The following is a 19,091-nucleotide window of genomic DNA, read 5'->3' on the forward strand; positions in this document are numbered from 1 at the left end:
CTCAGGCCTCGGTCACCACCGGCAACGACACCTCGAAGCGCGCCCCGCCGCCCGGCCGCTCGGACACGCCGATGCGGCCCTGGTGCGACTCGACGATGAGCCGCGCCATGTAGAGGCCGAGCCCGAGCCCCTCCTGCCCCTTGCTGGAGGCGAAGGGCTGGAAGAGCCGCTCCCGCAGCTCGGGCGCGACCCCCGGCCCCTGGTCCTCGACCGCGAGCTCGACCCCGCCGTCGCGGCGCTGGGCGAGCACGCGGACCTGGGCCCGGCCCTGGGTGGCCTGCAGGGCGTTGCGGACGAGGTTCACGAGCACCTGCGTCAGCTTCTGCCGGTCGGCCCGCACCGGCGGGAGCCCCGGCGCCACCTCGGACACGACGTCGCGCAGCCGGTAGAGCCGGTCCATGCGGGCGATGGCGAGCGCGTCGCTCACCACCTGGCCGGGGTCGAGCGGGGCGAGCTGCACGCCGAGCCCGCCGCGGGCGTAGCCGTGGAGCGACGAGAGGGTGCGCGACAGGTCGTCCACTCCGGCCAGGCAGGCGGTGAGCGTCTCGCGCAGCTCGGGGGAGACGGTGGTCTGGGACATCTCCCACTCCGCCGCCCGCAGCCCCACGATGACGTTCTTGAGGTCGTGGGTGACGCCGGCGGTGAGCTGGCCGATGGTGCCGAGCCGCTCCAGGTCGAGCAGCATCCGCTGCTGCTCGCCGAGCCGGTCGAGCGAGGCCTGCAGCTCGTCGCTGCGCCGCGCCAGCAGCTCCACCAGCTTGGAGATGGTCCGCCGCTGCGCCACCTGGTCGGCGGCCTGCTCCACCGCCTGGAGCACGTCGGCCGGCTCCCAGGGCTTGCGCAGGAACCGGAAGGCCCGGGCGCGGTTGATGGCGCGCTCGAGGGCCTGCATGTCGGCGAAGCCGGTGATGACCACGCCGGCGGCGTCGTGGCCGCGCTCGCGGAGCCGCTCGAGGAGCTCCACCCCGGTCATGCCGGGCATCCGCTGGTCGGTGACCACGACGTCGAGCGGGACCCGCTCCGAGATCCGCAGCGCCTCCTCGCCGGACGCGGCGGCGTGCACGACCCAGCGGTCCTCGAGCAGGACCCTCAGGACTTGGACGTTGAACGGCTCGTCGTCCACGACCAGGACCCCGCGGGAGCGCGAGGTCCCCACACCGAACCGCTCTACGAGGACCGCGACGCTCCGTTCGTCCACACGCCCACACCTCCGCCGGGGGAGTGGTCGAGTATAGGCAACGCTCTCCCGGGTGTAAAAAACCCGGTCCGAAAGCGTCAATTTCGACCCAGGGTCAGGCTTGCTGCTTGATCTCGGTCACGAGCCGGGCGAGCGAGGCCTTCGCGTCGCCGAAGAGCATCGAGGTCTTCGGGTCGTAGAACAGCTCGTTCTCGATGCCGGCGAACCCCGGGCTCATCGAGCGCTTCATCACGATGATGCTCTTCGCGTCCTGCACCGCGAGGATGGGCATCCCGTAGATGGGGCTCCCCTTGTCGTGCTTGGCGGCCGGGTTCACCACGTCGTTGGCGCCGATGACCAGGGCCACGTCGGCGTTCTGGAACTCGTGGTTGACCTCCTCCATGTCCTTGAGCTTGTCGTAGGGGACGTCGGCCTCGGCGAGGAGCACGTTCATGTGGCCCGGCATGCGGCCGGCCACCGGGTGGATGGCGTAGAGCACCTCGCCCCCGTTCTTCTCGACGAGGTCGGCCAGCTCGCGGACCTGGTGCTGCGCCTGCGCCACCGCCATCCCGTACCCCGGCACGACGATGACCTTGCGGGCGTAGGCGAGCTGGATGGCGGCGTCCTCCGCGGTGACCGCGTGCACCGTGAGCCCCTCGGCCAGCTTCTTCGCGGACTCGACCGGCGCGCCGAAGGCGCCGAAGAGCACGTTCCCGAAGGAGCGGTTCATCGCCTTCGACATGGCGATGGAGAGGATGAAGCCGGAGGCGCCGTCGAGCGCGCCGGCGATGATGAGGACGTTGTTGCCGATGGCGAAGCCGGTCGCGCTCGAGGCGAGGCCGGCGTAGCTGTTGAGGAGCGACAGCACCACCGGCATGTCGGCGCCGCCGATGGGCACGACGAGCGACACGCCGACCGCGAAGGCGAGCGCCGCCATGAGGTAGAAGGCCCACGGGGTGGCCGGCTCGACCACCAGCCAGACGAAGAGCGCCACGGTGACGAGGAACAGCACCCCGTTGGCCGCGTTCTGGCCCTTGAAGGTGAGCGGGCGGCCCGGGAGGAGCTCCTGCAGCTTGCCGAAGGCGATGAAGCTGCCGGTCACGGTGAGCGCGCCGAAGAGCACCTCGAACCCGAGCGCGGCCATGCGGGCGTGGCCGACCGCGCCGCCGTTCCCGGCGTTGTAGAACTCCGAGATGCCGACCAGCGTCGCCGCGAGCGCGCCGAACATGTGGCTGATGGCGATCCGCTGCGGCATGGCGGTCATCGGCACGAACATGCCGAGCGGGTAGCCGATGGCCGAGCCGAGCGCGAGCCCGAGCAGGATGAACCGGAAGTCCACGATCTGCTCGTGGAGCAGCGTGCCGACGATGGCGAGCAGCATGCCCACCGCCGCCTGCTGCATGCCGCGGCGGGCGGTGGCGGGCGCGGTGAGCGAGCGCAGGCCGAGGATGAACAGGACCGAGGCGACGAGGTAGGTCGCCTGGATGAGGAGCTCGCGGGTGGTCACTTCCGCTCCTCCGCCTTCGGCTTCTCGCGGGTGTGGAACATCTTGAGCATGCGGTCGGTGATGAGGAACCCGCCCACCACGTTGATGGTGGCGCAGGTGACGGCGACGGTGCCGAGGACCGTGGCGACCGTGCTCTCGCGCGCGCCGGCGGCGACGATGGAGCCGACGAGCGAGATGCCGCTGATGGCGTTGGTGGCGCTCATGAGCGGGGTGTGGAGCAGCGTCGGCACCCGGGTGATGACCTGGTAGCCGACGAACCCGGCCAGCACGAAGACGTAGAGCGAGAGAATGGTCACGGCTTCCTCACCTCCCCCTGGTGCACCACCGCCATGGCCCCGGTGATCTCGTCGGCGACGTCGAGGGCCAGCGCGCCGTCCCTCACGAGGTGCTGCGCGAGCGCGAGCAGGTTGCGGGCGTACATCTGGCTCGCGTGGAGCGGCAGCGTCGCGGGCAGGTTGAGCGGCCCGAGCACCGTCACCCCCGCCTCCTGCACCGTCTCGCCCGCCCGGGTGAGCTCGCAGTTGCCGCCGCTCTCCGCGGCGAGATCCACGATCACCGCGCCGGGCCGCATCGCCCGGACCATGTCGCGGGTGAGGAGGCGCGGCGCCGGCCGGCCCGGGACCTGGGCGGTGGTGATGACGAGGTCCTGGTCGACGACGTGCTTGCCCACCGCCTCGAGCACCAGCCGCTGCTGCTCCTCGGCGAGCTCCCTGGCGTAGCCGCCCTGCCCCTCCGCCTGGACCTGCGCCGCCGCGACGAAGGTGGCCCCGAGCGACTGGACCTGCTCCTTCACCGCCGGGCGCACGTCGAAGGCCGAGACCACCGCGCCGAGCCGCCGCGCCGTGGCGATGGCCTGGAGCCCGGCCACCCCGGCGCCGAGGATGAACGCCTTCGCCGGCGCGAGCGTCCCGGCCGCGGTGGTGAGCATGGGCAGGATCTTGCCCATGGCGGAGGCGCCGAGGAGCACCGCCTTGTAGCCCGCGAGCGTGGCCTGGGAGGAGAGCGCGTCCATCGACTGGGCCCGCGTGATCCGGGGGACGAGCTCCATGGCGAGGGCGCTGGCCCGACGGCGCGAGAGGACGGGCAGCAGCCCCGGCCGCGCCGCCGCGGGCAGGAACGAGACGAGCGTGGCGCCCTCGGCGAGCGGCTCGGCCTCCTCCGGCCGGGGCGGCTGGACCTTGAGCCAGAGCGCGGCGCCGGCGAGCGCCTCGGCCGGGCCGGCGGCCAGCATCGCCCCCGCCGCCGCGTAGGCCTCGTCGGGGAAGCCGGCGGAGAGCCCCGCCCCGCGCTCCACCGCGACCTCGAGCTTCAGCCGGGCGAGGCGGGTCACCACCTCCGGCACCACCGCCACACGCCGTTCCCCCGGCGCCGTCTCCCGGACCACCGCGATGCGCATCGGCCGACGCTCCTCCCGCGCCCCTTCGCGGGCGCCGTCCCAGGGATGTTATGCCGGGACGGGCCCGGAGGGGGTCCGAAATGGGTGCCAGCATTGACGCACGGTGAAGACCGGCCGGCGGGCACCGCGTCCGCGACCCGGTTAGATCCCGCGCCAGATGTGGCCCACGCGGAACCAGCGCGAGGACGCGGCGGAGGCGCCGTGACCTTCCGGCGCGCCATCCTCGCCGTCCTGGTGCTCGCGCTCGGCGGCGGCGCGAGCGTGGTGGGCGCGGTGCTGGCGCGCCACCCGAGCCGGCTCTTCGCCGGCCGCGCCTACCGCTCGCCCGAGGCCCGCGCCGCGCTCCGGCGCGCGCTCGAGGGGCGCCGCGAGGCGCTGGCCCGCGCGGCCGAGGGCGCGGGGCGCGCCGTCGAGGCGGCCGCCGGCGGCGATCCCCGCGCGCCCATCCGGGCGCTCGCGGCGGGGCAGGCGCTCGCGCACGCCACCTCGGCGCTCCTGCCGCTCGTGGAGCCTCCCGCCCGGCCCGAGCTGGAGCGGCAGTTCGCCCTGCTCCACCGCTCGCTCGCCGACCTCGACCGGCGCAGCGCCGCCGGCGCGTGGGCCGAGGCCGCCGGAACCCCGGCCGTCGCCTGCGCCGCGGCCTGCCTCGCCCCCCGCGACCGCTGCTGGGCCGCCGCCGGCCCTCACGCCCCCCGGTGCGAGGGGCTGGGGCTGGAGGCGGCCGCCTGCGCGATCCGCTGTCGCTGACCCGGCCGGGACCCGGCGTCGCCGGCGCGACGCCAGAAACCTGACATTCGCGCGTCCCCGGCTATCCTGCAGGCGATGGCGGACGGTATCGCGTCCGCCCGGAGCCGGACGCGTGAACGCGCGAGCCCACCCGCTGGTGGCCCTGAGAGAGGCCGAGGACCCGCCCGAGCCGCGCTGGCTGGCGCAGGATGCGGAGCTCTCGCCCTGCGGCCGCTACCGCTACCGGCTCACGCGGGTCTGGGACCGGGCGCGCCCGCGCTGCCTCTGGGTGATGCTCAACCCGAGCGCCGCCGACGCCGAGCGGCTCGATCCCACCACCCGGCGCTGCTTCGCCTTCTCGGCGTCGTGGGGCTGCGGCGGGCTCGAGGTGGCGAACCTCTTCGCGCTGCGCTCGAGCGACCCGGCCGCGCTCTACCGGGAGCCGCCGGTGGACGCGCCCGGCGAGGAGGGGCGCAACGACCGCACGCTGCTCGCGCTCGCTCGCGAGGCCGACCTGGTGGTCGCCGCCTGGGGCGCGCACGGCCGGCTCGCCGGCCGCGGCGAGGAGGTGGCGCGGCTCCTGGCGCGGGCCGGGCCGGTGCACGTGGTCCGCTTCACCGCCGACGGCAGCCCGGGCCACCCGCTCTACCTGCCCGCCTCGGCCACCCCCCAGCTCTGGCTCGGCGGCACGGGCGAGTGACCCCGGCCGGCCACCTCGCGCGGCGGCCGCTCCCCCGGCGCCGGCGCGCGGCTAGGCCGCTGGCTCGCGCCCGGCGGCGCGCGCCTCGAGCTCCTTGAGCCGCTTCCCGAGCTCCTTCTCGCGCTGGAAGCGCCGGGTGACGTCGCGGATGACCGCCGCCGGCCCGAGGATGGCGCCGGCCTCGTCGCGCAGCATCTGGATGGTGAACTCGATGGAGAGGGTCCGGCCGTCCTTGGCGAGGGCCGGCACCGCCAGGAGCTCGCCCTTGCCGTAGCGCGACTGGCCCGTCGCCATCACCCGGTCGTAGCCGTCCCAGTGCCGGGCCCGCAGCCGCTCCGGGATGATGAGGTCCATCGACTGGCCCACCGCCTCGGCGGCGGTGTAGCCGAAGATCGCCTCGGCGCCGGCGTTCCAGAGCCGGATGACGCCCTGGGCGTCGCCCAGGATGATCGCGTCGGGAGAGCCCTCCACGATCTCGCGACAGATCCGATCGAGGTCCATGTCGGCCTCCTCCGCGCCGGGGGTCGGCGGCACCCCTTCCTTCGCCGGGCGGGAGCCCGTCCGCAAGCCGAAGGGGCAGCCCGCACCCTCCCGGGCGACCCGGCGCGCGCGGCGCCGGATGGTGCTAGCTTCGGCTTCGAGGACACCTCTTGGAGAGCGCCATCTCCACCTCGGCCCTCCAGGCCGCCTACGGGATCGCCACGCGCGACGACCCGCGCCTCGCCGCGCCCGCGGCGGACGTGGCCACGCTCGCCGCGCCCACCGATCGCGTCACCCTCTCCGACGAGGCCCGCGCGGCCGCGGCGCGGAAGGACCCCAACCCGCAGCGCGGCGGCGACCTCGGGAAGGGCGACGGGCGGTCGCTCACGCCGGAGCAGCAGGCGGAGGTGCTCAAGCTCTCGGCGCGCGACGCGCACGTGCGGCAGCACGAGGCGGCGCACCAGGCCGCGGGCGCCGGGCTGACGGGCGGCGCCTCCTTCAGCTACCAGACCGGCCCGGACGGCCGGAGCTACGCCGTCGGCGGCGAGGTCCCCATCCGGCTCGCCGCCGGGCGCACGCCGAGCGAGACCATCGCCAACGCGCGCCGGGTCCGGGCCGCCGCGCTGGCCCCCAGCGACCCCTCCGGCGCCGACCTCTCGATCGCCTCGGCGGCGTCCCAGCTGGAGCAGGAGGCCGAGGCGCAGGAGCGGAGCGACGCCGCGCAGGGGGCGAGCGGCAAGGCCCGCGCCGCCACCGACGCCTACGCGCGCGTGGCCACGGCTGCCTGACGGGCGGGCGGGCCGCAGGGCCCGCCTCCCCCGGCGGGCAGCTCTGGCGCTCCGCTCTAGGACCACGGCCGGCCCGAGCCTAAGCTGCGGGCATGGGGTGCCCCAGGGTGCTGGTCGTCGAGTCGGACGCGGCGATCCGCGAGGTGCTGCGCGAGTGCCTCGAAGCCGAGGGGTACCCGGTCTGCCCCGCCGCCGACTACGGGGAGGCCCGCAGGATGGTCGAGGCCGGCTGCTCGCCGGTGGCGGTGATCCTCGACGTCGCCTTCCCGCTCGACGGGGCGCTCGGCACGCTGCGCCTGCTGCGCGAGACCGAGTGGGTCCACGAGGCGCCGCTGCTCCTCACCACCGCCTTCCCGGTGCCCGCCGGCGCGCGCGCCACGGCGCCGGTGCTCGAGAAGCCCTACGAGCTCGCCACGCTGCTCGCGACGCTCCGGGCGGTCCTCGCCGCCCCGCGGCGCGACGCGTCGCTCGGCCTCCCCGCCCTGCCCGCCTGACGTCCGGACGCCGCGCCCCTCGCTAGCCCGCGAGCCCCGCGAGCGCCGCGGCGAGCCCGCCCAGGCCGAGCGCCAGCGAGACGCGCCAGACCAGCCGGCTGCGCGCCAGCGCCGCCACCGCGCCGAGCGCGATGGCGACCTGGAACAGCGCCACCCCGAGGGCGAACCGGTGGTGGAGGTGCATGAGGTGGCCCGCCTCGGCGGTCCGCTCGTCGCGGGCCCGCTCCTTCTCCCGGGCCTTCGCGGCCAGCTCCTCCTGCTCGTCGGCGTAGCGCATCCGGGCGTCGGCGGCGGCGGGGGGCGGGGTCTTGCCGGCGGCGAGCCAGGCGGCCGCGACGGCGTCCTGCACCGCCCCCTTCACGCCCTTGGCCTGGAAGTGGGCCCAGCCGTCGGAGGCCTCGGCCTGCAGCCGCGTGGCCTCGGTCTCCAGCCGGAGCGCCTCGTTGACCGTGGCGCCGGCGCGCAGCGAGGTGATGGCGGCGAGCGCCGCCAGGATCGCCGTGGTGAGGGCGATGCGGCGCAAGAGCCCGCCGCCCTCCCGCTCCAGCTCCTCGTCGATCCTCTCGCGGAGGGCGTCGGTGTCGATCTCGGGCTCGTCCGGCATGGGGCGCGACCGTAGCCGCTCCGGCGGGGGCCGGGCAAGCGCCGCGGCGGCCCGCGGACGCGCCCTCCCCGACGGCCGTCCCACGCTCGCTCCCACCTTTCCCCACCGGCCGTGCGACCGGCGTGGAGTGGTATCCTCGCAGGCACAGGAGCCGCTCCATGGACATCCGCCAGGCCCTCGTGGACGCCGTCCGGCGCGCCGACCGCGCTGGCGCCAACGCGCTCCTCGAGGAGTGGGAGCGGGAGCACGGGCACGCGCGGCTCCTGGGCGAGGTGCTCGAGCCGACGCTCCGCGCCATCGGCGAGGAGTGGAGCACCGCCGACACCTTCACCGTCGCGCAGGTCTACGTGGCCGCCAAGGTGGCCGGCGACGCCCTGCAGCGGATCGCCGAGCGCGCGCCGCGCAGCGCCGCACCGGCGTCCCGGGGCGCGGTGATCATCGGGAACGTCGAGGAGGACTTCCACTCGCTCGGCCGGCGCCTCCTCGGGACGTTCCTCTCCACCGAGGGCTGGTCGGTGCGCGACCTCGGGAACGACGTCCCGGCCGGCACCTTCGTGGACGAGGCGCTGGCGGCGGGGGCCCGGGTGATCGGCGTGTCCGCCATGATGCTCACCACCGCGCGCAACATCGCCCGCGTCCGCGAGGAGATCGACCGGCGGGGGCTCCGGGGCCGGCTGCAGCTCGCGGTGGGCGGCGCGGTGTTCCTGGTCCGGCCCGGCCTCGTCGAGGAGGTGGGCGGCGACGGCACCGCCTCCAACGCGCTCGGCGCCGCGGAGCTGTTCGAGCGGCTCTGGGCCCGGTCGCTCGCGGCGGAGGGCGCGTGACGGGGCTCGAGCGGGTCCTCGCCACGCTCGCCGGCCAGCCGCGCGACCGGCACGCCTTCGCGCCGGTGCTGAGCCTGTACGGCGCCCGGCTCGCGGGGACGCCCCTCCCCGTCCACTACCGCGACGCGGCGGCCTACGCCCGGGGGCAGGCGGCGGTGCGGGAGGCCTTCGATCCCGACGTCCTCTTCGCCCCGTTCTCGTTCGCGGGGCTCGCCGAGGCGCTCGGGAGCGAGCTGCGCTTCTTCGACGCGCAGCCCCCCAACGTGCGCCGCCCGGCGCTCCGCGACGCCCATTCCTGGGACCCGCGGGCGCTGCCCGACCCCGACGCCCACCCCTCCCTCCTCTTCCTGCGCGAGGCGGTGCGCCGCATGGCGGCCGAGCACGGGCGCGAGGTGCCGGTTGCGGTGGCGCTGCCGCCGCCCGCGGACCTGCCGGCGCTCGCGATGGGGCTCGAGGCCTGGATGGACGCGGTGCTGTTCGACCGCCCGCGGGCCGAGGCGATCCTCGAGGACGTGATCCCGTTCCTGGCCCGCCTCGCGAACGCCCTCTTCGCCGACGGCGCCGCCCTGCTCGTGCTCCCGGGCGGCTTCACCGCGCAGAACGTGGTGACGCGGGAGATCGTCGAGGGCTTCTCGCGGCCGGCGCTGGCGCGGGCGCTGGCGCTCCTGCGCGGCCCGGCCATCCTGCACCACGTCGGCGCGCCGCTGCTCGGCCACCTCGACCTCCTCACCGGGCTGCCGGCGGTGGCCGGGTACGCCATCGACGAGCGCGACTCGCCGGAGCGGGCCCGGGCGGCGATCGGCCCGGACCCGGTGCTCCTCACCGGTCCCGCCTCCACCCGCCTCCCGGGCCTCGCGCCGGCGCAGGCCGCGGCCGAGGTGCGGGCGCTGCTCGCCTCGCGCCGCGGCGATCCCCGCTTCCTGCCCTGCACCACCGGCGCCGACGTGCCCTGGGACGTCGAGCCGGCGGCGATCGCGGCCATGTCGGCCGAGGTGGCGCGGTCCGGAGGCGTCCCGTGAGCGCGCCCGCGACGATGCTCGTCACCTGCTCGGTCTACGAGCGCGAGGTCGAGGCCCTCCGGCAGGTCCGCTGGCCCTGGGCCGTCCACCGGCGCGTGAGCTCGATGCTCCACATGCGGCCGCAGAAGCTCGAGCGCCACCTCGCGGCGGCCCTCGACGACGCGCGCGCCGGGAGCCGGGTGGTGCTCGTCTACGGCGACTGCTGCCCCGCGATGGCCTCGCTCGAGGGCCGCCCCGGGGTGGCGCGCACGCGGGCCCTCAACTGCTGCGAGCTCCTGCTCGGCGCGGACGCCTACCGCCAGCTCTCGCGCGAGGGGGCCTTCTTCCTCCTGCACGAGTGGGCCGAGCGCTGGCCCGAGGTCTTCCAGCAGGAGCTCGGGCTCGACCTCGCGCAGGCGCGCGAGCTCATGACCGACCTCCACCGGAAGCTCGTCTACCTCGACACCGGGCTGGCGCCGGTCCCGGAGGCGGTCCTCGCCGCGTGCGCCGCCTTCGCCGGCCTGCCGTGCGAGGTGCGCCCCACCCCTCTCGACCACCTGGCCGGGCGGATCGACGACGCGCTGCGCCGGCTCGGCGCCGGGGAGGCGGCATGAGCGCCGGACCGCGCCCCGACCCGGCCTTCTCGGCGATGGCGTTCGACATGGTCGGCAACGTCCTCGGCCGCGCGGACAACCCGGGCGAGCTGTCGCGCTACCTCGCGGAGGAGATCCGGGAGCTGACCGGGGCGCAGTGCGTGATCCTCCTGCAGTGCCCGGCGCCGGGCGAGGCCGCCCCGCACCGGCTGCTCGACGTGAACCCGGCGCGGCGGCGGGCGTGGGCGGAGTCGGCGGCGGCGCACCGGATCTACGGCCTCGCGCACGAGGTGCGGCGCCCCTGCCTCTGGCGGGCCGAGGCCGGCGGCGAGCCCGAGCGGCTCCTCGCCGGGAGCGGCTTCGCGCTGTCGCTCGTGGTCCCGCTGCAGGTGGGGCCGTTCCGCGTCGGCGCGCTCCTCGTCCTCGGGGACCCCGACGAGGCGCACGCGGAGCAGGTGCTCGAGCTGCTGGGCACGCTCTCCACCGTGGTGGCCCTGGTGCTCCGGAGCGGCTTCCTCTACGAGCGCCAGGAGCAGGTCATCGCCGAGCGGACGCGGGCGCTCACCGAGGCCAACCAGGCCCTGCGCGAGCACCGCGACCGCTTCGAGCTGGCGCTCTCCGGGACGCACTTCGTCTGGGACTGGGACCTCGAGGCCAGGCGGCTCACCATCTCCGAGGAGTGGGTGCGGGCGCGCGGCGGGACCGAGCACGCCTTCGCCGGCGCGCCCCGGGTGCTGCTCTCCGCGATCGTGCACCCGGACGACCTCCCCGACACCCTGGCCCGGATCGAGCCGCTCGCCCGGGGTGAGGTGCCGGAGCTGGAGGCCGAGTTCCGCAGCACCTTCCCCGACGGCGAGCTGCGCTGGATCCTGGTGCGCGGGCGGACCAGCCGGCGGGCGCCGGACGGGCGCGCGCTCCGGGCCACCGGCGTCTTCACCGACGTCACGCGTCGGCGCGAGCAGCAGGCCCAGCTCGAGCGGACCGAGCGCATGGCCAGCCTGGGCACGCTCGCGGCCGGGGTGGCGCACGAGATCAACAACCCGCTCGCCTACGTCACCGGCAACCTCGAGTTCGTGGCCGGACGGCTGCGCGCCGGCGCCGCCGTGACGAGCGACGTGCTCGCGGCGATCGACGAGGCGCGCGAGGGGTCCTCGCGCGTCCGCGAGGTGGTGCGGAGCCTGAAGGCCTTCTCGGCCCCGGCGACCGGGCGGCGCGCCCCGGTGGACGTGGCGGGCGAGCTCCAGGCGGCCCTGCGGCTCGCCCGCAACGAGATCAAGCACCGGGCCCGGCTCACCGTCGAGCTCGGCCCCATGCCGCCGGTGGAGTGCGGCCAGCACGAGCTCGGGCAGGCCTTCCTCAACCTGCTCGTGAACGCCGCGCAGGCGATGCCGGAGGGTCGCGCCGGCGAGAACGAGATCCGGGTGTCGGCCGGGACCGACGCGCTCGGCCGGGCGCGGGTGACCATCCGCGACACCGGCGTCGGGATCCCGGCGGCGCTCCTCCCCCGCATCTTCCAGCCGTTCTTCACCACCAAGCCGCAGGGCGTCGGCACCGGCCTCGGGCTCGCCATCTGCCACGGCATCGTGCAGGCGGCGGGCGGCACCATCGAGGTGCAGAGCGCGGTCGGCGTGGGCTCCACCTTCCACGTCGTGCTCCCGCCGGCGCCGCCGGCCGCCGGCGCCGAGCCCCGCGAGCCGGCCCCCCCGCCGCCGTCCCGCGCCCGCGTGCTGGTGGTGGACGACGAGCCGCTCGTGGCCCGGGTGGCGAGCCGGCTGCTCTCGCCGGCCCACGAGGTGACGGTGGCCCACTCCGGGACGCAGGCGCTGGCGCGCGTCGAGGGTGGCGAGCGGTTCGACGTGGTGCTCTGCGACCTCATGATGCCCGACGTGAGCGGGATGGAGCTCTACGAGCGGCTCGGCCGGTGCGCGCCGGAGCTCCGCGAGCGGCTGGTCTTCATCACCGGCGGCGCCTTCACCGCCACCGCCCGCGACTTCCTCGCGAGCGTGGGCAACCGCTGCCTCGAGAAGCCGTTCGACGCCGAGGCGATCCGGGCGGCGGTGGCTGAGGTGATCCGGAAGGGCGGCGCGCGCTCCGGGTAGCCGCCGCGCTCTCCTCAGAAGTGCAGGTGGAGGCGGCCGGCCAGGGCGAGGGCCGGGCCGCGGTCGGCGTTCATGCCGGGGTTCCAGATGCCCTGCACGTCGGCCGAGAGCTCCGCCTGCTCCGTGACGCGGAGCGCGTAGTAGCCCTCGGCCACCACCTCCCAGGCGTAGGAGAGCCGCCCGTCGCCGAGCTGGAAGCCCTTGCCGCCGCGGGCGAGGTAGGCGGCGTGGTCGGCCGAGAGGCCGCTCGCGGCGACGGCCAGGCCGACGCGGTCGCCGGCGCGCCCCCAGAGCGCGCCCGGCAGCTCCGCCCCGCCGCTCACGGCGCGGTCGATCTCGGTGAAGGCGAAGGTCTCGTTCGCGCCGTCGTCGAAGCTCGCCCGCAGGAAGACGGAGGCCGGCCCGGCCTGCTGATCCACGAGGAGCCCGAGCCCGTACTTGGTCGCGCCCCGGCGGCGGGTCCCGTCGAGCGAGGGCACGCCCCCGGCGCCGGCCGCGAGCGCGGCGGCGTAGCTGCCCATCCGGGCGTGGTTCAGGAACCCGAGCAGCTTCACCGCCCCCGGCCGGCCGAGGAGGTCGTGGCGCCACTCGAGCTCCACCACCTCGCTCCTCGCGTGGGCGAGGTCGCCGTCGAGCTCGGGGCCGTTCGGCACGGTCGGCATGAGCGCCACGGCGGCGCGGACCGCGAACCGCGGCTGCTCGAGCCCGACCGCCGCCCCCCAGGTGTAGCCGCGGGTGTCGGCGGCGAAGTCCCAGGCGCCGTTCGTCATGAGCGCCCAGTTCATGAAGCGGTGGCGCGGATCGCCGGAGGCGCTCGCCGCGTCGAAGAAGTCGTTCAGGGCGAACTTGCCCACCGTGACCTCGACGCGCGAGGCGGGGCGCGCCCGGCGGAGCGCCAGCGGGCCGGTGGGCGCGAAGCGCGACTCGGGCGCGTCGGCGGCCGGCGCCGGACCCTCCTCGCGCGGCCCGAGCGCGAGGTCCTGGTGGAGGAAGGCGCGGGCCACGTAGGGCGAGGCGCCGACCCTCACCACCCGGATCATGTTGGCGTCCGGGTAGCCGGAGATCCCGCTCACGTTCGGGACGCCGCTGCCGTTGGCGTACTCGGGCTCGACCACCGCCGTGGCGCCCTCCCAGAGCCGCAGGCCGCCGAAGAGGGTCACGACGGAGGACCAGCCCGCGTGCCCCGTCGCGCCGCCGAAGCTGAGCGCCGGGTCGCCGTAGGGCGAGCGGAGCCCCGGGACGAGCAGCCCGACGAGGGTGGCCTGGCCGCCCACGAGCCACGGCGCGTCGTCCCCCTCCGAGGCGGCGCGCGCGGGCGCGGCGGCGAGCGCCAGCGCGAGGGTGACCGGGAGGACGGGGACGAGGCGGCGCACGGGAGGCGGGACGCCTACCCGCTCCCAGGCGCCCGGTCAAGCCGGGCGGTGCCCCCAGGTCTCCCGGGTCCCCTCCGCCGCGGAGGGACCCCGAGGGTCCGGGCCCGCCCGCACCCAAACGGTGCGCGTTGACGCGCCGCTTCCGGGAAATGATGGGCGTCTCACAGGAGACACCCATGGTCCGAGCGGACATCCTCCAGCAGTTCCCCGAGCTCTTCGGGACCCGGCAGGTGAACGGACGGCAGGTGAACGTCGAGGAGACGATCGCCGCCCTCACCCGCGAGCTGCGCCCGGCCATCGCCGAGGCGCTCAACGCCCGCCGCGAGCTGCTCGCCGAGAACGTGCCGGTGACGCGCAAGTACGCCTGGGCCGGGTGGGACGAGACGTTCGAGGATCCCGCCGGCGGGAAGCCGTGGACCTTCCGCCAGATCGTGCAGGGCATGCTCGACAACGCCGCCGGCCGCGAGAGCCCGTGGCGCTGGCGGCTCAACGACGAGGTGCCGATCCCGGAGCACGTCCACCCCTCGCGCAACCCCGGGCTCGAGCTGACCGGCCCGTGGCACCCGCTCGACATGGCCTTCAACGCGCTCAACAGCCCGGCGCCGATGAACATGCCGGACTTCGAGGACGCCTCGCCCTCGCACTTCACGCCCGAGGGCGCCGCCGCCGGCGAGCCGGTGGGCGTCTTCGCCGCGCTCCGGAACGCGCGGGAGATCTTCGAGGGCAAGTGGAACGACCGGCCCTACGAGGTGGAGAAGAAGGGGAAGACCCGCCAGTACCGGATCTCGAAGCCGCCCGCGCGGTGGCCGACGCGGCTGGCGCGCCCGCCGAGCCTCCACGTGCTGTACGAGCACGTGCAGGTGGACGGGGCGCCGGCGCCGGGCCTGGTGGTGGTCGCGACGCTCTGGGCGCTCGGCAACTTCGACGCCCTGCGGAGGAGCGGCAGCGGGGTCTACTTCTACATCCCCAAGCTCCAGTCCCCGCGCGAGGCGCTGGTGGTCGAGCGGCTCCTCTCGCGGCTCGAGGAGACCCTCGGCGTCCCCGCGGGCACGCTCAAGGCGAAGATGCTCTACGAGGAGGGGAACGCCGGGCGCGTCCTGCCGGCCATCGTCTGGACGCTGCGGCGGCGCCTGCTCGGCACCAACGTGGGCCGCTGGGACTACCTCGGCAGCCTCATCGAGATGTGGAAGGACGACCCCGAGGGCGTCTTCCCCGATCCGCAGTCGATCGGCATGGCGACGCCCAACATGATCGCCTACCAGCGCTACAACGCGCAGCTCATGCTGATGGCCGGCATGAAGGACGGCGCCCTCTCGAACGGCGCGCCCATCGGCGGCATGGCCGCGGTCATGATCTACCAGCCGTCCGATCCCTACGGCCGCTCGCGCTACAACCCGCTCGCGCTCCGGGCCATGGCCATCGACAAGCTGCGCGAGCGGATCCTCGGGCTGCAGCTCGTGCCGGAGGGACCGCTCCCCGGCGCCGCCCCCACGCTCGCCGGGATCCTCGCCGGGGAGGCGAAGGGGACGCTCCACGACGCCTACCGCCAGAGCTGGGTGGCGAGCCCGGAGCCGGAGTACGTGGCGGCCGGCAACGCGCCCCTGCGCGCGCCCATCGGCGAGCTGCAGGCGCTCCTCGACGCCCCGCGCCAGACGGTGGAGGTGGCGGGGAAGCCGGTGCCCACGGTGGCGAGCGGGCTCTCCGACGCGGAGCGCAGCCTGCTCCAGTCGCGCGGGCTCCTCGACGCGGAGGGCCGGATCACCCCGGCGGTGATCCGCCCCGAGGCGCTCGCCTCGCCCGAGGCGTTCCTCACGCCGGAGCTCTGGAGCGCCATCTACCGGGTGCCGAAGGGGGACGTGACCATCGCCCACGTGCAGCACGCCTTCTACATGGCGGCCAACTACGGCTTCCAGATCCTGAACGGCAACTTCGCGGCGGCCATCGACGACTACGAGCTCAAGCTCCGCTTCATGAACGACCTCGCCACCTACCGCATCAACGTGTCCTGGCTCTGGACGCTGGTGCGGCACGAGGCGCGGATCACCAGGGACGGCCACCTGCTGCGGCAGGCGCTCACCGAGGACGGCGTGGTGCTGGCCGCGCCCGCCGAGGAGGTGAAGGCCGGGAGCCGCTTCACCCGGGCGCTCTTCGACAAGGTCTTCGCCTACCACGACGAGTGGACGGCGGCCTTCTTCGCCGAGCAGGATCGCAAGGGCGCGGCCGGCCGGTTCGACCGCTCCAAGGCGCCGGTGATCATGGAGCTCCTCAAGCGGCAGCTCCTCTCGCCGCGCTACATCCAGCACAGCGCCCGCGTGCTCTTCGTGGTGGGCGAGGCGCCTGCGGCGGAGCGGGAGCCGATCCTCGAGGCGGTGTTCGACCTCGGGCGCGAGGAGCTGCTCGCGAAGGTCCGCGCGGGGGAGCGGACGGAGCGGCTGCTGAAGCTGCGCGACTACGTGTACGACGTCTGCCTGTAGCGCGGCGATTCGGCTAGACTCCGCCCGCCCCTCCCCGTCGGGGAGGGACAGGGGAGCAGCGCACATGGGAGAGCTGGGGCGCGAGGAGCTCGCGGAGGCCGGGCGGGGCTCCGCCGTGGACCAGGAGGCCCTCGCCGAGCAGGAGAAGCGGCGGGTCGCCTCGAGCTCGGTCGCGGCGGCGGTCCTGCTCACCGGCATGAAGATCGCCGTCGGGATCGCCACCGGCTCGATCGGCATCCTCTCCGAGGCGGCCCACTCCGGCCTCGACCTCGTCGCGGCCGCCGTGACGCTCTGGGCGGTGCGCGCCTCCTCGGCGCCGGCCGATCGGCGCCACCCCTACGGACACGGGAAGATCGAGAACTTCTCGGCGCTCTTCGAGACCGGGCTGCTCCTCGCCACCTGCGCCTGGATCGTCTACGAGGCGGCGAAGCGGCTCCTCTTCGAGGAGGCCCACGTGGCCGCGACGCCGTGGGCGTTCGCCGTGATGGGGATCTCGATCGTCGTGGACGTCTCCCGCTCGCGGGCCCTGGCGCGGGCGGCCCGGAAGCACCGGAGCCAGGCCCTCGAGGCCGACGCGCTCCACTTCTCCACCGACGTCTGGTCCTCGTGCGTGGTCATCGGCGGCCTGGCGCTGGTCTGGGCCGGGCAGCGCTTCGGGGTGGCCTGGCTCGCCCGCGCCGACGCGGTCGCCGCCGTCGGCGTGGCCGGGGTGGCGCTCGTGGTGAGCCTCCGCCTCGGCAAGAAGTCGGTGGACGACCTCCTCGACGCCGCGCCCACCGGCCTCCTCGAGCGGGTGGCCCACGCCGCCGCCGTGGACGGCGTGCGGTCGGTGCTGCAGGCGCGGGTGCGCCAGTCCGGCCCCTACGCCTTCGCCGACGTCACGGTGCAGGTGTCGCCGGGGCTGAGCCTCGCCGAGGCCCATGCCCTGGCGCACGCCGTCGAGGCCGCCGTCCGCGCCCGGGTGCCGGGCGTGGACGTGGTGGTGCACGCCGAGCCCGAGGCGGCGGTCACGGGTGCTGCCGCTTCCGCGCCTTCCGGACCGGCCGGTCATCGCCGGTAGCGAACCCCGGGGCACCTGGACGGGAGCGGGGCGCGGCACGGTTCTTCCATTGACGACGGTCAAGTACGACCGCTCGCTCCAGGAGAACGCCCCATGCCCCACGACGCCCCGGCCCCCCTCCACATCCTCCGGCTGAGCGATCTCTTCGACGGCGTCGCCGCGCGCCGCCTGGAGGCGTGGCTCGCCGCGCTCCAGCCGGCGACGCAGGTGCGCATCGACCTCTCGAAGGTCCGGGAGTTCCACGACTTCGGCCTCGCCGTGCTCGCGCAGGCCCTCTCCCGCTGCCGGGCGGAGGTGACGGTGGTCGGGCTGCGCCAGCACCAGGTCCGGATGCTGCGCTACTTCGGCGTGGAGGCCTCACGGCTCGAGCCGGCGCCCGGCGCCGCCGCCGGCCTGGGCGGGCCGCAGGCATGACGCAGCCCGCCATCCGGGCAGCGGGCCGGTGACTCGCCGCCTTCCGGCGCCGGGCCGTCAGGGGACGCGGCGGAGCAGCGCCTCGAGGTAGCGCGACCGGACCTGCTCGGTGGCGAGCAGGCGGCGCGCGGGCGGGAGCTTCAGGACGGCGCCGAGGAACGCCGCCAGCGCCCGGTGGCTGAAGAGCAGCCGGTTGTCGAAGACGAGGTCCTGCAGCTTGCCCCGCTCGAGCGCCATCAGCACCGCCCGGTGCGCCCCGTTCACCGGCGTGAGCCGGCGCGCGCCCCGCTCGCGCAGCGAGAGCGCCGCCTCGCGGCAGGCCCGGACGCAGACGCCGCAGCCGAGGCAGCGCTCCTCGTCCACGCGCGCCACCGTCCGCTTGGGCCGGCGCGCGTCGTTGGCCGACACCGCGCTCATCGCCTCCACCGGGCAGGCCCGGACGCAGCGCTCGCAGCCCGTGCAGGCCGCCGCGTCCACCGCCGGCAGGAACGCGGTGGTGTGGACCGGGTGGGCGGCGGCGAAGCGGCGGGAGGCGATCATCGCCTCGCAGCAGCAGCCGCAGCAGTTGCAGATGAAGTTCACGCCCTCCCGCACGTTCTCGCCGAACTGCACCAGCCCGCGCTCGTGCGCCTGGTGGAGGAGCTCGAGCCCCTCCACCGCGTCGATGGCCCGGGCGTGCCCGTGCCGGACCAGCGAGGCGGCGGTCGCGGAGAAGGTCATGCAGATCTCCTGCGGCGCGTCGCAGGCGCGCCCCAGGTGCTCCATCTTGTGGCGGCAGTAGCAGCGGCTCACGCCGCGGTGGCGCGCCGTCCGGATCACCTCGCTCGCGCGCTCGAAGTCGAGGACGTGGAGCGCGTTCTCGTCCGAGAGGGCCGGCTCGTGCACGAAGGTCCGGCCGAGCTGCGTCTCCCCGCCCGTGAAGAGCGCCCGGACGAAGTCCTCCTCCACGTTGAGGTACTGGTGGAAGAGCTCGGCGAGCGCCTTCTGGTCGAGGTCGGAGCGCACCCGCATCATCGAGAACTCGAAGAAGCCGGCCATCGGCGGCGGCAGCACCCACCGGGTGCCCTCCCGCGTCTCGAGGTCCACGAGCAGCGCCCGCGAGGCGAGCGCGTCGAGGGTCTTGCGGGCCTCCGCCTCGCTCGTCTTCCAGATCCCGGCCGCCTTGGCCGCCGAGAAGGGCTTGAGCGGGAGGACCGAGACGAGGCCGGCCTCGCGCTCGCTGAACAGGAGCGCCAGGATCGCGTGGAGGCTCTCCGAGGGCGGCGCGCCCTGGGCGGCGCGGTTCAGCCGCTCGGTGAGCCGCTGGTACGCTGGGACGGACGCGTGGTGGGCCATGGCGAGCTCCCGGTCGAGGTCGCGCGAACCGTACCGCTTCGACGCGGCG

General features: G+C 75.5%; 19 protein-coding genes. 11 read left to right on the forward strand and 8 right to left on the reverse strand.

Annotated elements, in window-relative coordinates:
- Position 1 precedes the first annotated feature (1 nt).
- From AMPC_RS09945 to AMPC_RS09960, 4 genes are all read right to left on the reverse strand, one after another.
- Entirely contained in the window at positions 2-1,198 is a 1,197-nt protein-coding gene (locus tag AMPC_RS09945) for a sensor histidine kinase (protein ID WP_248346066.1), read from the reverse strand.
- A 94-nt stretch (positions 1,199-1,292) separates the two neighbouring features.
- Positions 1,293-2,684 (reverse strand): NAD(P)(+) transhydrogenase (Re/Si-specific) subunit beta, encoded by a 1,392-nt coding sequence (locus AMPC_RS09950; protein ID WP_248346067.1) that lies wholly within the window; start codon positions 2,682-2,684, stop codon positions 1,293-1,295.
- On the reverse strand, positions 2,681-2,980 hold the full coding sequence (locus tag AMPC_RS09955) for an NAD(P) transhydrogenase subunit alpha (RefSeq protein ID WP_248346068.1): 300 nt from the start codon (positions 2,978-2,980) through the stop codon (positions 2,681-2,683). The genes AMPC_RS09950 and AMPC_RS09955 overlap by 4 nt, the downstream gene beginning before the upstream one ends.
- On the reverse strand, positions 2,977-4,080 hold the full coding sequence (locus AMPC_RS09960) for a Re/Si-specific NAD(P)(+) transhydrogenase subunit alpha (RefSeq protein ID WP_248346069.1): 1,104 nt from the start codon (positions 4,078-4,080) through the stop codon (positions 2,977-2,979). Before AMPC_RS09960 ends, AMPC_RS09955 begins: the two co-directional genes overlap by 4 nt.
- Positions 4,081-4,281: 201 nt before the next feature.
- On the opposite strand from AMPC_RS09960, the gene AMPC_RS09965 reads away from it, so the two are divergent.
- Both AMPC_RS09965 and AMPC_RS09970 read left to right on the forward strand, forming a co-directional pair.
- Positions 4,282-4,827 (forward strand): hypothetical protein, encoded by a 546-nt coding sequence (locus tag AMPC_RS09965; protein ID WP_248346070.1) that lies wholly within the window; start codon positions 4,282-4,284, stop codon positions 4,825-4,827.
- A 112-nt stretch (positions 4,828-4,939) separates the two neighbouring features.
- Positions 4,940-5,506: a DUF1643 domain-containing protein gene (locus AMPC_RS09970; protein ID WP_248346071.1), complete on the forward strand. Its 567-nt coding sequence runs from the start codon at positions 4,940-4,942 to the stop codon at positions 5,504-5,506.
- 51 nt (positions 5,507-5,557) lie between these two features.
- Here the strand turns inward: AMPC_RS09970 and AMPC_RS09975 are convergent, their stop codons facing one another.
- Positions 5,558-6,007, reverse strand: coding sequence for a PAS domain-containing protein (locus AMPC_RS09975; protein WP_248346072.1), 450 nt, complete (start codon positions 6,005-6,007; stop codon positions 5,558-5,560).
- Positions 6,008-6,156: 149 nt separating this feature from the next.
- On the opposite strand from AMPC_RS09975, the gene AMPC_RS09980 reads away from it, so the two are divergent.
- Together AMPC_RS09980 and AMPC_RS09985 are read left to right on the forward strand one after the other, a co-directional pair.
- The gene (locus AMPC_RS09980) at positions 6,157-6,774 is read left to right on the forward strand and encodes a putative metalloprotease CJM1_0395 family protein (RefSeq protein ID WP_248346073.1); all 618 of its coding nucleotides are present in this window, start codon (positions 6,157-6,159) and stop codon (positions 6,772-6,774) included.
- A gap of 92 nt (positions 6,775-6,866) precedes the next feature.
- On the forward strand, positions 6,867-7,268 hold the full coding sequence (locus AMPC_RS09985) for a response regulator transcription factor (RefSeq protein ID WP_248346075.1): 402 nt from the start codon (positions 6,867-6,869) through the stop codon (positions 7,266-7,268).
- Positions 7,269-7,290: 22 nt separating this feature from the next.
- Here AMPC_RS09985 and AMPC_RS09990 read toward each other — a convergent pair whose 3' ends face one another.
- The gene (locus AMPC_RS09990) at positions 7,291-7,872 is read right to left on the reverse strand and encodes a DUF4337 family protein (protein WP_248346076.1); all 582 of its coding nucleotides are present in this window, start codon (positions 7,870-7,872) and stop codon (positions 7,291-7,293) included.
- A gap of 158 nt (positions 7,873-8,030) precedes the next feature.
- On the opposite strand from AMPC_RS09990, the gene AMPC_RS09995 reads away from it, so the two are divergent.
- From AMPC_RS09995 to AMPC_RS10010, 4 genes are read left to right on the forward strand one after another with little or no spacing between them, the layout of a single operon-like run.
- Complete coding sequence (locus AMPC_RS09995) at positions 8,031-8,696, forward strand: cobalamin B12-binding domain-containing protein (RefSeq protein ID WP_248346078.1); 666 nt, start codon at positions 8,031-8,033, stop codon at positions 8,694-8,696.
- Positions 8,693-9,715 carry a uroporphyrinogen decarboxylase family protein gene (locus tag AMPC_RS10000; RefSeq protein WP_248346080.1) on the forward strand — a complete coding sequence of 341 codons (1,023 nt, stop codon included), beginning with the start codon at positions 8,693-8,695 and terminating at the stop codon, positions 9,713-9,715. The genes AMPC_RS09995 and AMPC_RS10000 overlap by 4 nt, the downstream gene beginning before the upstream one ends.
- The gene (locus tag AMPC_RS10005; RefSeq protein WP_248346082.1) at positions 9,712-10,308 is read left to right on the forward strand and encodes a DUF1638 domain-containing protein; all 597 of its coding nucleotides are present in this window, start codon (positions 9,712-9,714) and stop codon (positions 10,306-10,308) included. Before AMPC_RS10000 ends, AMPC_RS10005 begins: the two co-directional genes overlap by 4 nt.
- Positions 10,305-12,386: a hybrid sensor histidine kinase/response regulator gene (locus AMPC_RS10010; protein ID WP_248346084.1), complete on the forward strand. Its 2,082-nt coding sequence runs from the start codon at positions 10,305-10,307 to the stop codon at positions 12,384-12,386. Before AMPC_RS10005 ends, AMPC_RS10010 begins: the two co-directional genes overlap by 4 nt.
- Before the next feature lie 14 nt (positions 12,387-12,400).
- On the opposite strand, the gene AMPC_RS10015 is transcribed toward AMPC_RS10010, so the two are convergent.
- Positions 12,401-13,759 (reverse strand): carbohydrate porin, encoded by a 1,359-nt coding sequence (locus AMPC_RS10015; protein ID WP_248346086.1) that lies wholly within the window; start codon positions 13,757-13,759, stop codon positions 12,401-12,403.
- 176 nt (positions 13,760-13,935) lie between these two features.
- Between AMPC_RS10015 and AMPC_RS10020 the strand changes: the two genes are divergently transcribed.
- The 3 genes from AMPC_RS10020 to AMPC_RS10030 all read left to right on the forward strand — a co-directional run bounded on the left by AMPC_RS10020 (position 13,936) and on the right by AMPC_RS10030 (position 17,707).
- A complete protein-coding gene (locus AMPC_RS10020) occupies positions 13,936-16,233 on the forward strand; it encodes an aldolase/citrate lyase/malate synthase family protein (protein WP_248346088.1) in 2,298 nt (765 codons plus the stop codon).
- A 64-nt stretch (positions 16,234-16,297) separates the two neighbouring features.
- Positions 16,298-17,293 carry a cation diffusion facilitator family transporter gene (locus AMPC_RS10025; RefSeq protein WP_248346090.1) on the forward strand — a complete coding sequence of 332 codons (996 nt, stop codon included), beginning with the start codon at positions 16,298-16,300 and terminating at the stop codon, positions 17,291-17,293.
- Between the two features lie 93 nt (positions 17,294-17,386).
- The gene (locus AMPC_RS10030; RefSeq protein WP_248346092.1) at positions 17,387-17,707 is read left to right on the forward strand and encodes an STAS domain-containing protein; all 321 of its coding nucleotides are present in this window, start codon (positions 17,387-17,389) and stop codon (positions 17,705-17,707) included.
- A 57-nt stretch (positions 17,708-17,764) separates the two neighbouring features.
- On the opposite strand, the gene AMPC_RS10035 is transcribed toward AMPC_RS10030, so the two are convergent.
- Positions 17,765-19,042 (reverse strand): 4Fe-4S dicluster domain-containing protein, encoded by a 1,278-nt coding sequence (locus tag AMPC_RS10035; RefSeq protein WP_248346094.1) that lies wholly within the window; start codon positions 19,040-19,042, stop codon positions 17,765-17,767.
- Positions 19,043-19,091: the final 49 nt, after the last annotated feature.

This window comes from Anaeromyxobacter paludicola (assembly GCF_023169965.1).
GTDB lineage: Bacteria > Myxococcota > Myxococcia > Myxococcales > Anaeromyxobacteraceae > Anaeromyxobacter_B > Anaeromyxobacter_B paludicola.

Bases quoted from the DNA above. Each gene is read 5' to 3' on its own strand.
- AMPC_RS09960 (WP_248346069.1), bottom strand. From the start codon at position 4,080: ATGCGCATCGCGGTGGTCCGGGAGACGGCGCCGGGGGAACGGCGTGTG.
- AMPC_RS09975 (WP_248346072.1), bottom strand. From the start codon at position 6,007: ATGGACCTCGATCGGATCTGTCGCGAGATCGTGGAGGGCTCTCCCGAC.
- AMPC_RS09985 (WP_248346075.1), top strand. From the start codon at position 6,867: ATGGGGTGCCCCAGGGTGCTGGTCGTCGAGTCGGACGCGGCGATCCGC.
- AMPC_RS09990 (WP_248346076.1), bottom strand. From the start codon at position 7,872: ATGCCGGACGAGCCCGAGATCGACACCGACGCCCTCCGCGAGAGGATC.
- AMPC_RS09995 (WP_248346078.1), top strand. From the start codon at position 8,031: ATGGACATCCGCCAGGCCCTCGTGGACGCCGTCCGGCGCGCCGACCGC.
- AMPC_RS10010 (WP_248346084.1), top strand. From the start codon at position 10,305: ATGAGCGCCGGACCGCGCCCCGACCCGGCCTTCTCGGCGATGGCGTTC.
- AMPC_RS10020 (WP_248346088.1), top strand. From the start codon at position 13,936: ATGGTCCGAGCGGACATCCTCCAGCAGTTCCCCGAGCTCTTCGGGACC.
- AMPC_RS10025 (WP_248346090.1), top strand. From the start codon at position 16,298: ATGGGAGAGCTGGGGCGCGAGGAGCTCGCGGAGGCCGGGCGGGGCTCC.
- AMPC_RS10030 (WP_248346092.1), top strand. From the start codon at position 17,387: ATGCCCCACGACGCCCCGGCCCCCCTCCACATCCTCCGGCTGAGCGAT.
- AMPC_RS10035 (WP_248346094.1), bottom strand. From the start codon at position 19,042: ATGGCCCACCACGCGTCCGTCCCAGCGTACCAGCGGCTCACCGAGCGG.